The sequence below is a fragment of the Arthrospira sp. PCC 8006 genome (genome assembly GCF_046480465.1).
GTDB classification, from domain to species: domain Bacteria; phylum Cyanobacteriota; class Cyanobacteriia; order Cyanobacteriales; family Microcoleaceae; genus Limnospira; species Limnospira platensis.
Map to the genome: position 1 here is coordinate 1 of NZ_PKGG01000028.1, position 13,574 is coordinate 13,574.

Consider the following 13,574-nt stretch of genomic DNA (forward strand, 5'->3'; position numbering starts at 1 on the left):
TGCGGTGCGAATCGTAGAGGTTGTACGGTGGGGTATGAACAGTTGGCTTTAGCACGCACTAACTGGCGGACTATTTTACCTAATGGAAAACGTAAATTTTGTTGGTGGTAAMAGGGGGGATTTAKTTGGGTTGATAGGGGTCTGTGGGTTTGGTGTCTCCAATTAGTGCTGGGTCGGAATTAATACAGCCTGGTTTTTTCACAAATTGACACACCCGCGCCCATAATCTGGCTCTAGTTCCGGGGGCTCCTACTGAAAATAAAACGCGATCGCCTCCGGGGGCTTTGACAATTTTTACCCCACAAATCGGACAAACCTGGGCTGCTTCGTTAGTCATCTTATCCAATCATATCCTTTGGGTAAAGCCAGCATATTATATCACAATCGGAGACATTTGGCAAGTGCCACCCATGGGGGATTTGACCAAATCAACCGGGTTGGTTATTCGTCACAATTCCCGGGTATTTTCGATTGATTTGACCCTGTAGCCAGCCTAACCACTGATTGAGATGTTTATAAATATTCACCAGACCTCTGAGATGGGAATATTCAGATCGTCCATATAGGAAATCATATAGACTCATTTGATAGTTGTCCTGAATGGCTAAATCTAACCACAGACTATGAAAGGGTGAGTTATGGTGGTAGTCGGGAATGGATTGTTGATAATAGGGAAAGGCGGTCAGACAGGTATTAAAAAAGTTCTTTCTCCCTCGATATTTTAAATAGCTTAATCGGGGCTGAAATCTTCCCGGATTGGCTAATACTTGATAAATGGTATCCGCTAGGGATTCCGGGTCAAATTGGGCGCATAAACCCGCTGCTTCTGGAAAAAGGCGATCGCCTCCCCTTGCATATTGATTAAACTCCTGAAAACAAATCACCGGAATATTACAACTCATCGCCTCACTCAGGCTGCGATTTTTTCCCTCCAATAATGACCCCAAAATATAAGCCTTTGAGCGCGAGTAATATTGAGGCATTTCTTGATAAGGATTCCCATAATTAATAAAGTTAATATAATCCCAGGGATTCCCTAATATCGATTTAATTTCTGCCAAAATATTCCGGGTAATATCATCATTATTATCAAAGTTGGCAAAATCTATATTACGGTCTCCAGCAATTAAAGATAGTTTAATTTGGTGTTGATATTTGTGGCGATAAACTTTTAAAGCCTTAGCAATCATCGGCAAATTTTTTTCGGGAGCAATCCGAGATACACAGAGCAAATCAATATCTTTTTTTTCTATGGGTTTCGGGGCGATAATATACTCATTAATAAAATCGGAATTGTAGCAAGTTATTAACACTTTATCAACCGCATTATTTCGGAAAAACCACCGGGCGCGATCGGGGTTATTATACAAACAGGAATAAGCATCAGCAGTTTGTGACCAAGGATAGGAACACCACATAGAGTAAGCCAACGAGAAGAAATAACGGGATAAATTCGGCAATACATGATTGAGCAAATCCACAGATTCACTATAATAAAATCCTTTGATAAATCTGCCTTGATAAAAAACTGGGGGTAACACTACATAAAAGCTGACAGTATTAAATCTTGATGGTTGGCTTTTATCAATTTCATAAGTCCAGCTATCCAAATCAGCATAGATATCCTCAATGGGTTTATGCACCCGAGGATCATGGAAATATGGTTGTTGACGACTATAATCTCCCTGTCCCATAATTTAAGTTATAGCTGATTGAACTGAGGTCAGTATACCACCCCAGTACAACGGTCAAGGCGGCTTGCACCCAGTAGACACCAACAAGGGATCAAGGGAACCATAGTTACTAACGGCTTGAGCCCCCTGTCACGATTCATATAAAAATCTCCCGCGCCTAGTCATTAAATTTAATAATTTCTCTATGAACTTATGACTACTCAATGATTGAGGATGTCAGCTAGGAAACATTAAGAAAATACTTAAATTTTAAGTTAGCCATTGTTCATGGTTAAAATAAATGAGCGGGAGTAGTTCCTCTGAAAATTATTTCATAGGTATCTACGACCAAACCAGTTTGGGGTTCAAGTTTTTTCATGTCTTCTCTAATCTCTCTTCCCACAATCATCAGGAGAGTGCCTGTTTGTTGCCAGGACATTACAGTTGATGAGTTGTGGTCGGTATTCTCAGAAGGCGATCATGATTGTGTTGTGGTTGTTAACCAAGACCAATATCCGATTGGGGTAGTGTATCTGCATAGTTTAACTACCTATTTATTTTCCCCGAAAAATAAAAAACAGCCATTAACAAAAGTCATCCTAGCAGATCTAAGCGATCGCCTAATTAAACCCTTACTTCTAATCCCGGCTTATTTAGATTGGCCAGAATTTTTGGCTTCTTTGCAGCAAATTGGTTATGATTTAGGATGGCATCCCCATCATTCCAGTAATGATCATAAAATAGAGGGTCTGCCCGCTCTGGCTATCATTAATCAAAATCAGGAATTTTTAGGGCTGATTGATTTAGCCAAACTGCTGCCATATATAGTTAGTCAACCAGTCCAATTGCCGAAATATCAGTCATCAGTGCAGAAAGGGGGGTTTGATTCGTTTCTGGGTTCTCTGTTGCAGCTCCTAGACCAATTGCCACTACCCATGATGATTCAAACCAAAAATGGAGAAATCTTGGGTCAAAATAGGGCTTGGGTGCAACAGGTCGGAAATGAGCCAGAAGTCTTACAACAAGCCGCTGAAACAGTCAATCAATGGGTTACTACCCCCACTACAAGCCATGTCGGTATCAGCAGCCAGTCTAATCATTCTACCATGGCTTCCTCGGCACCAGAGCCCTCCATCTCCCAAACTACAGCGGTTAACCTCAACACTACCCAGTTTGGTGAGTGTACCCCCGATATCCCTAACTGGTGCGATAGCGGGTCAAATGGGGAAACATATATCTGTATTTGTCCACAATCGAAACAGCAGCGAGTGTGGCAATTTACCCGCCGAACTTTGGTGCAGCCAAGTCTAACGGAATGCTTTGATAAATGGTGGTTAATTATTGCTCAGGATATCACCGAACAATATCGAGTGGCTCAAGAATTGACCGCTAAAAATGCCGATTTAATCCAACTAAATCGACTCAAAGATGAGTTTTTAGCCTGTATTAGCCATGAACTGAAAACTCCCTTAACGGCGGTTTTGGGGTTGTCTAGTTTGCTGAAAGATAAAGCCTTGGGAGAATTAAGCGATCGCCAAGCTAAATATGCCAAACTGATCCACCAAAGCGGAAGACATCTGATGATGGTGGTTAATGATATCTTAGATTTAACCCGCATTGAGACTGGACAGTTAGAACTAACTCCCGAAGGTGTAAACATTAAAACCGTCTGCGATCGCGCTTTAGAAGCCGTCCTGCACCTGCACCAGCAGGGTGATATTAAGGATAGTCAATCTAGCTTAGGTAGCCAAAAATTTAGCATCGAAATCGAACCCGGACTAGAAACTATTGAAGCCGACGAATTGCGTCTACGCCAGATGCTAATTAACCTAATTTCTAATGCCTTTAAATTTACTCCTGATGGTGGTTATATGGGTTTACGGGTTAACCGTTGGGAGGATTGGGTCGTGTTTACAGTTTGGGATACAGGTATTGGCATTCCCGAGCAAAAACAACATCTGATTTTTGAAAAGTTCCAACAGCTAGAAAGTCCCCTAAATCGTCAATTTGAAGGCACAGGTTTAGGATTAGTTCTCTGTCAAAGATTAGCCCGGCTTCATGGTGGAGATATTAGCTTTATTTCCCACCAAAGAAAAGGTACTGAGTTTACCTTACTTTTGCCTCCCGTCCCTCCCGTAAACGGCTGGAAATCAGATAAATTAGACTGGGAAAAAGCCGACGTTTATCCATCCTCTCCATACCCTAAAACCAATTTATCTCGTCCCACTACCCAGGGACAATCTCGGTTAATTTTGATTGTCGAAGCCGTCCCCAAATATATTGATGATTTGAGTGATAAACTCACCAAATTAGGGTATCGAGCCATTGTAGCCAGGACTGGAACCGAGGCCTTAGAAAAAGCCAGAAGGCTGCAACCTCGGATGATTTTTCTCAATCCTTTACTGCCACTTTTATCAGGTTGGGATGTACTAACCTTGCTGAAAACTGATGTAGATACTAGCGAAATTCCTGTATTTATTACAGCCACTTTAGGAGACAAAAAGCGATCGCTAAAAACTGCCTCTGATGGTTTTCTGAGTTTACCTGTGCAGAAGTCCGATTTACAGTTAGTCATTAATAAACTGGAAAAAACCCCCTCGACCGTCCCACTCAAGACATTAACAGTGCTGTGGTTAAATCCAGTTGACCACGAATTAAACCAGGGTTTAGCAGAGAATTTCCACCCTCCAACAACTCACGACACTTCTCAAACTTCCCATTGTCGTATTTTGGAAGCTGATGATTTAGGTCAGGCGGAACTACTGGCGAGAATTTGGCATCCTAATGTTATGGTTTTAGAGTCTATTAATTACCTTGATGACCCCATGGCATTTTTGCTGGAATTGAAAGATGAAAAACATCTAGCTAATCTTCCCATAGTCACCCTAGACACACCCACAACTCAAGCAGCTAATCAAATTAAAGGATTATCCGTTTTCCCCTGTCTATTACCTCAAATTAGCCAGACTTCTATGGGGTCTAGGAGGCGACAAGCTGACCCAGGTCTTTTACAGGTGATTCAAGTGGCGGCGGGGATCAGTTGGAAATCTCATATTTTGGTGGTGGATTTGTTGACATTACCAGACTTAGTAAACGTCGATTCTCAGGGGAATAATCAAACTGCTAATTTTTATCCCCCGGCTGACCGAACCAGCAAAATTGAGCAAGCGTTGATTCAGTATCTACAAAAAGCAGGATTTCGGGGAACTATGGGGAGAACCTGGGAAGAAATTCTGCAACAATTACAGTTTGAAAGTGTGGATTTATTGCTGTTTTGTGTCCGCCAGCAAACTTTTCCCATTCTCCGAAACGCTTTAGAGGCTTTAGTTAACCTGGGTAATTCTCAGCGCGATGATTTAACTATTCCGCCGATTCTTGTTTTAGATAATTCGGGTTTATTTAATAGTTCTAGTGACACCAACGCCAACAGTTACCCAATTCAACATATCCCCACAGACTTACAGGGGTTGACTCAAAATCTCACCCTCAAATTTCTATCGGGTCGGATTTCCATGACTGAACTATTGGATCAGATTCGAGAGTTAATGTAAAGTTTTTTAACATCATTACTGATGGCTGATTAAATGTGGGATAATGGGAGTGTTGGGTAGTAATTTTAGCATCCCAAAAATATGGATGGGCAAGTTAAGCGGGAACTCCCAGATCTGGTCTATGCTGAAGCTGTAGTGCGATCGGCATCGGGAGAGTCTCTGCTTTCTACGCCCACCTTAGTTACCAGTGAAAATGTCACCCAATTTGATGCTGATCCGCGGCTGATTGAATACACAGCAGAAAGGCTCCAGAGTACCGGATTTAATGTCCTCTCCATTGGTCGCGCATCTATCAGTATTTCCGGCTCTCCTGAGCTTTATGAGCAGTCTTTCCAGACGACTCTCGCCCATGTTGAATATCAGGTAATTAAAGAGTTTTATCAGCCTAGCACGGCTCATTTTATTGATTCGGTTGATGATAAACCCTCTGGGGAAATTGATATTTCTCAAAGCAGTTGGAATACAGAACTGGTAGGGGTAGCCATTAATGAGCCTGTTTCTTATTTGGGGTCGAATGTTCCCTCTGCTTTTCCGCCGCCAGCAGTCTCGCAATATTTATCTGTACCCGATTGTTTAGCCAAGGCTCTAAATGCCAACCAGACTCATGATGGGGGAATTGACGGTCGGGGTGTGAAAGTAGTAATGGTGGATTCTGGGTGGTATAATCACCCGTTTTTTACTCACCATAACTATCAGGGTCAGGTGATTCTCGCCCCGGGTTCGACGGATAAAGATATTGATGCAAACGGTCACGGAACTGGAGAATCTGCTAATTTATTTGCAGTGGCTCCGGGAGTTGATTTTATCATGGTTAAAGCTGATGTGGCGATCGCTGGTAAATCCCGCAATGTTAATTCTATTGCTGCTTTCAGGACGGCGATCGCTCAACGACCTGATATTATCTCCTGTAGCTGGGGTTCAAATCAGAGAAGTTCGGAACTTTCACCTTATAATAAGGTCTTAGCCACCTTAGTAGCCGATGCGGTGCGGCGGGGAATAACTGTGATTTTTTCGGCGGGAAATGGTCACTGGTCTTTTCCGGCTCAACACCCAGATGCGATCGCTGCTGGGGGAGTTTATAAGCATCTTAACGGACCCACAAAGGGAGAGTTAGAAGCGAGTAACTATTCCAGTGCATTCTACAGTCCAGTTTATCGAGGGCGACAGGTTCCCGATGTCTGTGGGTTGGTAGGACAGCGCCCCCACGCCGCCTATATTATGCTACCTGTGCCACCTGGCTCTTGGACTGATATCGCCTGTGCTGAATTTGAGGATGGGACCGAAGCCAATGATGGCTGGGCGGCTTTTAGTGGTACATCAGCGGCTGCGCCCCAAGTGGCGGGGGTTTGTGCGTTATTAAAACAGTTGGATCCGGGTTTATCTCCGGCGTTGGCTAAGAGGATTTTAGAGAAAAGTGCGATCGATGTAGTCAAGGGTTTTGCTAATTACCATTTCAGCCAACCAACAGCCGGTCCCGGTCGCGACCTAGCCACAGGTTACGGCTTAGTTGATGCTGGGAACGCCATTGCTACCCTCAGACAGGTTAGTAATCAGGTAGCATCCCACTCTCAAATCATCGATTATTCCCAGGCTGATGATACTTTTAATCCCGCTTTATCAGCCGCTCTCAATTGTGATTGTGACAGTCCATCAGCAGCCAGTTATGTACCGGATAAAGCCTCAGATCATGGCTTATCAAATACTTGGCACAGTCACAGCATAGAACCAGAAACATATCAATCAACTTTACCGACAATTTCAACACCTAGGAGTCAAGCCACTATGTCTAACAATTATCCCAAACTCAACAATAAATTCGATGAAATTCTAAATGATTTCGACAATATTTTAAAGGGCAAAATCGCCGCCGGAGAAATCGAAGCCGTTGAGCTAAATATCAGCCGGCAAAATTTTAGCGATCGCTCCCCCAGAACCGAAGGCATACTAGCTCTGGTCGCTTGTTTACAGGAACTCGAAAAAAGTTGGGACGACCCAGAAACAGTTAAGGAATCCCTTGTCAATGACATAGTAAAATCCGCCAAAACCACCTTAGAAAAAGCTGGTTTTAATTTAAGGAATCAGGAGATTATTGAGCAAATCAAATCATCATATATCAACAACCTAGCCAGTGTTGAGCCTCAACCCATTTTGAAAAAGCACGTTTCCGCCGCCAAAAGCCTACTCAGGATTCAGAAATATCAAAAGTTAGCCACACGCACTTTAATCAAGGCTATACAAGAAGCCGACGAAAAAGTAGCAGCCTTAGCAGCCGAAGCATTAGGAGAGTTTCACACCACACAATCATCTGAAGATATCGAGATAGAAAGTTCTGATTTTCTTGAAAAAATGCCTGATGGTATATATGAACTTAGAGATGGTAGAAAACTTGAAATACGAAACACAAAATTTTCTGGTAGTTCTCAACGCTATGCTAAATATATTCATAATTAACTAATTTTTTATGGTTAATTGAATCTATGACAATCTCTATTTTCCAGATGTTTTGATTCTACTGACAACAAATAATCAGGTAATTTTGTATTACACAGGATAGCTGACTCTATTTGATGTTGGCTAAGACCTGTAGTTTGTGTTAAGTCTACTTCTCGTAAATCGACATTCTGTAAATCAGCATTCTGTAAATCGGCATTTCGTAAATCAGCACCCTGTAATTTAGCATTGTGCATTATTGCAGATTCTAAATTAGCTGATTCTAAGTTAGCACCTATTAGGTTAGCACTAATAAGAAAAGCATTATATAAATCTGCTTTGTAAAGTCTTGCTCCCTGTAAATTAGCATCCAGCAACACTGCTTCACGCAAATTAGCACCATTTAGCCTAGCTTCTTGAAAGTTAGCTCCTGAAAGTTCGGCTCCTTCAAAATTAATCTCATTGAGAGCCTTACCACAGAGATAAATTCTTTCAAAATCATTTCTACCGTTTTCCCGTTGATGTTCTAATAAATCTTTTAATTGAGGAGTAGGCTCACAATTTCTCTGAGCTAAAAGTTCTTCTGTATGAATATTTACACGCATATTTGTAATTTGTTCATCAAATATCAGATAACCAGCAATCATCATAATAGGAACCAAACTAGACAATCCCAGAGTTTTCAATAATTTGCGTCTTTTTTCAGCCTTACTAGCCTTAATAAATTCCGTGGCTAACTCAGACAATGCCACTTCCTGAACAGCCGTTTTGCTAAACTCCTGAGCATCCCTAAGAATGCGACTTTGTAACAAATAATCTGGGGATTTATTTTGAGAACGCCACTCCTCTGCATATCGCTCAAATTTCTGCTTTTGGTGCAATTGTTCCCGACGTTCACTTAACCAACCTTGTAGCTTATCCCAATTGTGAATTAAGGCTTCGTGGGTGACTTCCAGAGTTTCACCTCGCTGGAGGTCTTGGGAGGTAGACAGGAAACGGACACCTCTGGCGGAAAAACGCCTAATAATTGATTTGATGGCGGGTTCTTCCTGTTTATTGGTAATTAATTCGGAGACTGGAGCGCGGCGGCGGGTGGTTTTTTCGGACTCGTCTAGGTTGACTAAAGCTATAAAAATGCGACGCGCTAATATTTGGTCTTCTGGAGTTAGGGACTCATATAAACGTTGTACTTCTCCCGCTAAAGCACCCCCCACCCCTCCAATTTTTTCTAAGGTTTCTGCGGGTTCTCTACCATCTTCTAAGCCCTCCCAAATGCGTTGTAATGCAAACTGAAGCAATGGGAGAGCGCCTTCCCTTCCTTGGGTTTGTTCAATTAATAGTTTAATGATTGCAGGCTCGAGGCTATGTCCGGCGAGTTCTGCGGGTTTGGCGATCGCCATTTCTAGCTCTTCTGGCTGCATACTCGGCACCAAAAAGCCATTAGTAGAAAATAACCCATCTAACCCCGGATATTGTTGAGTTTCCCGCAAGAAATCACTCCGCATGGTGACAATAACCGCAGTCTGTCGATCTGCATCCTTCGCCGCACAGAGTAAATTATTAATAAAAGCCTCCCTTTCTTCAGGGTCTTTACAGAGAGTAAAAATTTCCTCAAATTGATCAACCACCACCACCAGAAGCGAGTCATGAATATTGGGGATTTGATTAGCAATGCGTCGTAAACCTTCATACTCTCCCCTATCGCTGCGATTTTTTAACACCCGTTCAAATTCTGCCGTTTTTTCCACTGGCGAGGGGTCATTAGTCACAATTCGCGCCAAAACAGTCGCCAAAGATTCCAGGGGATGAGTAGTCGGAAATAATACGGCAATTTTAGCTTTTTGATAAGCGAATAAAGGTTTTTTATCCAATTCAGGAATTAAACCCGATCGCGTCAATGATGATTTCCCGGAACCAGAAGTTCCATAAATTGGCAAAAATCGACAAGCCGATTCATCTTCATTTAAATCGCGGAATTTTTCCCACAGTCGGTCAATTTGCTTTTCTCTCCCAAAAAAGTACATAGAATGTTCTTCTCTAAATACATCTAATCCTCGATAAGGATTATCACCCAATGGAGTCGGCTTAGTTTCCTTCTCCGTGGGTATTGTATAAGCAGAAGGAGATAAATAAACAGTTACCGAACTTCCTTGAATAACATTACCATTAACCTCCCAGGTACGTTGATTAAACCCTCCAGTAATATTAGTGTCATCTTCAAGGGGAGTGTGATTAAGCTCTGATGATTCTACCATGACTATTTACCAGCCAATTACTATTCATCTTCCGAGTCATTTGTTTGCCGTTTTTTCGCACCGATAACCACATCTCGCTGTGATTGAATCACATCACCGCTAACCTTCCAACCCGGTTGATTAAACCCCCCAGAAATATGGGTTTCCTGTTTACCAATTTCTCCCACATTTCCAGCAATATTAGTTTGATTATCAACGGTTTGGTCTTTTTGGTCAAACACCACCGAAGGTTGAGACTTAGCCGCCGTTTCCGTTTCCGCTTCTTCTGTGGCTTGGGGAAATGGCAACCCTTTGGGTTCTATGCTTCCCCCCGCGTAATAACCCACCACAAAATTATCAGCCTTTTCAAAGTGTAAAACCGGGTGTTGTCGGTCTTGGGTGCGGGTGGGGATGACCTGGCGAGTATGTAAAGCTAAATCGGCGACTCTCACGGAACCATCTTTTTTAGCCACCCCAGAACCACAGAAGGCTTCCATTAAAGCTAGGGTAAATTCGCTGTATTGTTTGTGTTTATAAATATATGAGAGTTGGTCTTCCTGACAGGAAGCAATCAAGGCTTTTCCTCTGCCTTCTTGTAATAACTTGATGGCTTCTGGTGGTAAAGGAGAGGCAGCGATTTCTAGTCCTGGTACTTTGGCTTCTCCCACCCCTCCCGCATGGCAACAGTCCAATAAAATTAACAGTTTTTGGGAGGTAATAGCTTTAAGTTTTTCGGCAAATTCCTGACCACTAATGGCGGTTTGATAGAGTTTATTAATACTGTAACCATAGGGCATGAGATAATAAAACTCTCCGGTAGGTGAGGCGACTTGATAACCATGACCGGAAAAATAGATCACTACAGTTGACTCGGAATTGGTGGTTTTAGCTAGGTTATCTAAGGCTTCTAATACTTGAAGGCGATCGGCTTTTTCATTAACTAATAATGTCACCTGTTCTGGTGGATAGGCGCATCTGGAAGGGTCGGTGAGAATGGCAGCTAAACCCTTAGCATCATTAACCGTGTTGGGTAAATCTTGACCAACCCCAATTACCAAAGCGTGTCCGTTTTTATAAGTGCTAGACATAATTAAATGGCAACTATAAATTTCCCTTCTGATACCTACAAGCTAACCTCAGATCCGGAAAGCGGCTCAGAGTTTAATTATTGCTTAACTTTTGGTGTACTGATGACCCTGAGCGCCAAATTCCCACAAATAACCCTCCACCCCCGATAATCAGAGGGGTTGAGGGGGGATGGGAATTTTTGATGCTCTAGCGACCAGGAGGCGGACGGCGGCGGCGGAGAAAATCAGGAATATCAAGTTCCTGGGGTTGAGGTGGTGGCTCAGGAGCGGGAGTGGGTATAGTACGCTGCTGAGGAATAGAAGTTATGGGTCGAGACAAAGGAACCTCTCTGCCGGATTGGGGAACAGTAGATTTAGCCTCACCGGTGAACCCGGTAGCAATGACGGTAATTTTGACTTCACCCTGCATCCGTTCATCAATGACAGCCCCAAAAATAATATTAGCATTAGGATCGACGACCTCATAAATGGTCTCGGCGGCAGCATTGACCTCATGCAAGGTCAGGTCACAACCTCCAGTAATATTAAATACAACTCCCCGCGCTCCCTCAATGGAGGACTCTAATAAGGGGGAAGAAATAGCAGTTAAGGCAGCTTCGCGCGCTCGTGACTTACCAGAACCAATGCCAATACCCAATAAAGCGGAACCGGCATCAGCCATAACGGCGCGGACATCAGCAAAGTCCACATTCACCAATCCGGGAATGGTAATAATATCAGAAATACCCTGAACCCCCTGGCGCAATACATCATCAGCATAGCGGAAGGCTTCCTGTACAGGGGTTTGCTCATTAATAACGGACAGGAGCTTATTGTTAGGAATCACAATGAGGGTATCAACGCGAGTTTGAAGGGCGGCAATTCCCTCATCAGCCTGAGAAATGCGTCGCCGTCCCTCAAAGGTGAAAGGACGGGTAACTACGCCAATAGTTAAGGCTCCAACTTCTTTGGCTATTTCGGCGACAATAGGAGCGCCACCGGTACCAGTGCCGCCACCTAGACCAGCGGTAATAAATACCAAATCGGCACCGTCTAAGGCTTGGGCGATTTCATCGCGGGACTCTTCAGCGGCTTTTTGACCGATCGCCGGATTTCCGCCAGCTCCCAAACCTCTGGTCAGTTTTTGACCAACCTGAAGGCGTTTAGATGCTTTAGACTGAGTAAGGGCTTGGGCATCGGTATTGACGGCCCAAAACTCGACACCGGAGACCTCGCTATCAATCATCCGGTTAATGGCATTTCCGCCACTTCCCCCTACACCAATAACTTTAATTTTGGCAGCGTTGCTAGGCACAATATCACTACTCCAGGACTGTTCGTTAGGGACGGCGTTACCATCATTATTAAGATTGTTTAATCCTTCATTTTGGCGAAAGGGGTTAGCCGATTCTGCTGCCGTCCACAGGCTGGCTTTTCCTTCAGGTTGGTTGTTATTTGGGGTAGAACCCAGATTGCTCTTATCAAGCATCATTTTAAGTATTTGGGGTAGATGAATCAGTTTTAATATTTAAACAAGTCCGAGTCAACTAAGTTTGTTTAAGTTGAACTAACAACCCAGAACGCTAATATAGCAGTGATCAGGACAGTAGGACTCAGATAGTTAGTGACACCTAGATGGTCAAGTATTTTTCTCTTGGTTCCAGTTTAAGCTGTTCCTGGCTATGAATACTGACCTTGGGAACCTCTCCCCAGTCCTGGTTAGTTTAATGATGATTTAAACCACCCAGAGATATAGTCAAGGGTTCACTTGGAGAAGGAAGCCTCGGATAGTGATGATTTATCTGAGATCATCAACACCAAGGGAGAGTTAGGATTTCTGAGATCAATGTAGTCCACTTGACTAACATCAAGTTGTTCCGGCAATTTTCTCATGCGATCGATAACCTGCAATTGTTCCCAAAAGTGTGTACTGTATGAGCCAATATGCACCTCGCCGACCTCAGTCATTAAAATAATATTAGCCGGATTCTGCCAGTCAATTTCATAGATGTCAACCGGGGAGCGACTCAGATCGCTATACATCTGCTGCCAATGGGGTAGATATTGTTCAAAGTTACCGATTACTCTCAGATTTGGCAGTTGACCTGTTTGTTCTAGCTCAGTATAACTTGATAATGGCATCCAACTACCTTCAGCATCCAACCAGCCGACGGTGGGCTCAGTTCCTGGGGTAGTGTTTCCTATGCTTGGTTGAGCGATCGCCACAGGTTCTCGTTCAGTCACCTCTATAGTAAGGCGGGGAGGAAATACCTGCCGAATCACGATCGCTTCTGATATGGGAGCATTATCGATCAAGGCTTGTTGAATAGCTGCTGGTTGAATTTGCCACACTGATTGAGGATAGGACAAAGGCAAGTGTGAGCGAATATTGTGCTGAGAAAGTAACTGATTACCCTTAATCTCGACCTGTTCAGCTTCTTTAATTAACCAAATCGGCTGACTAATTCCCCAAAATACTCCCCCAGAAATACCTCCGACCGCCAGAACCTGCCACATCACCCGAACCAATTTCAAACGTCGCTGACGGCGCAGTTGTCGTCGGCGAGTTCCTAATTGATTGCGAGAAGTAAACACAATATTGGCCATTCCTAATTTTTG

The 13,574-nt window shown here is 43.3% G+C and carries 8 protein-coding genes; 2 read left to right on the plus strand and 6 right to left on the minus strand.

Annotated features, from left to right (window positions below):
* Positions 1 to 121 precede the first annotated feature (121 nt).
* Positions 122 to 337 (minus strand): hypothetical protein, encoded by a 216-nt coding sequence (locus tag B9T16_RS06825; protein ID WP_410244383.1) that lies wholly within the window; start codon positions 335 to 337, stop codon positions 122 to 124.
* Between the two features lie 91 nt (positions 338 to 428).
* Positions 429 to 1,694: a glycosyltransferase gene (locus B9T16_RS06830; RefSeq protein ID WP_014276909.1), complete on the minus strand. Its 1,266-nt coding sequence runs from the start codon at positions 1,692 to 1,694 to the stop codon at positions 429 to 431.
* A 356-nt stretch (positions 1,695 to 2,050) separates the two neighbouring features.
* On the opposite strand from B9T16_RS06830, the gene B9T16_RS06835 reads away from it, so the two are divergent.
* Positions 2,051 to 5,224: an ATP-binding protein gene (locus B9T16_RS06835; RefSeq protein WP_410244384.1), complete on the plus strand. Its 3,174-nt coding sequence runs from the start codon at positions 2,051 to 2,053 to the stop codon at positions 5,222 to 5,224.
* Positions 5,225 to 5,305: 81 nt separating this feature from the next.
* Complete coding sequence (locus tag B9T16_RS06840) at positions 5,306 to 7,675, plus strand: S8 family serine peptidase (protein ID WP_410244385.1); 2,370 nt, start codon at positions 5,306 to 5,308, stop codon at positions 7,673 to 7,675.
* Between the two features lie 14 nt (positions 7,676 to 7,689).
* Here B9T16_RS06840 and B9T16_RS06845 read toward each other — a convergent pair whose 3' ends face one another.
* From B9T16_RS06845 to B9T16_RS06860, 4 genes are all read right to left on the minus strand, one after another.
* On the minus strand, positions 7,690 to 9,909 hold the full coding sequence (locus B9T16_RS06845) for a pentapeptide repeat-containing protein (RefSeq protein ID WP_006620259.1): 2,220 nt from the start codon (positions 9,907 to 9,909) through the stop codon (positions 7,690 to 7,692).
* 20 nt (positions 9,910 to 9,929) lie between these two features.
* On the minus strand, positions 9,930 to 10,976 hold the full coding sequence (locus B9T16_RS06850; RefSeq protein ID WP_410244386.1) for a caspase domain-containing protein: 1,047 nt from the start codon (positions 10,974 to 10,976) through the stop codon (positions 9,930 to 9,932).
* Positions 10,977 to 11,163: 187 nt separating this feature from the next.
* Complete coding sequence (gene ftsZ, locus B9T16_RS06855; RefSeq protein ID WP_006620261.1) at positions 11,164 to 12,447, minus strand: cell division protein FtsZ; 1,284 nt, start codon at positions 12,445 to 12,447, stop codon at positions 11,164 to 11,166.
* 272 nt (positions 12,448 to 12,719) lie between these two features.
* Positions 12,720 to 13,562 carry a cell division protein FtsQ/DivIB gene (locus tag B9T16_RS06860; RefSeq protein WP_006620262.1) on the minus strand — a complete coding sequence of 281 codons (843 nt, stop codon included), beginning with the start codon at positions 13,560 to 13,562 and terminating at the stop codon, positions 12,720 to 12,722.
* Positions 13,563 to 13,574: the final 12 nt, after the last annotated feature.

Coding starts and splice junctions, on each gene's coding strand:
- ftsZ (WP_006620261.1), bottom strand. CDS start 12,447: ATGATGCTTGATAAGAGCAATCTGGGTTCTACCCCAAATAACAACCAA.
- B9T16_RS06830 (WP_014276909.1), bottom strand. CDS start 1,694: ATGGGACAGGGAGATTATAGTCGTCAACAACCATATTTCCATGATCCT.
- B9T16_RS06845 (WP_006620259.1), bottom strand. CDS start 9,909: ATGGTAGAATCATCAGAGCTTAATCACACTCCCCTTGAAGATGACACT.
- B9T16_RS06860 (WP_006620262.1), bottom strand. CDS start 13,562: ATGGCCAATATTGTGTTTACTTCTCGCAATCAATTAGGAACTCGCCGA.
- B9T16_RS06840 (WP_410244385.1), top strand. CDS start 5,306: ATGGATGGGCAAGTTAAGCGGGAACTCCCAGATCTGGTCTATGCTGAA.
- B9T16_RS06835 (WP_410244384.1), top strand. CDS start 2,051: ATGTCTTCTCTAATCTCTCTTCCCACAATCATCAGGAGAGTGCCTGTT.
- B9T16_RS06850 (WP_410244386.1), bottom strand. CDS start 10,976: ATGTCTAGCACTTATAAAAACGGACACGCTTTGGTAATTGGGGTTGGT.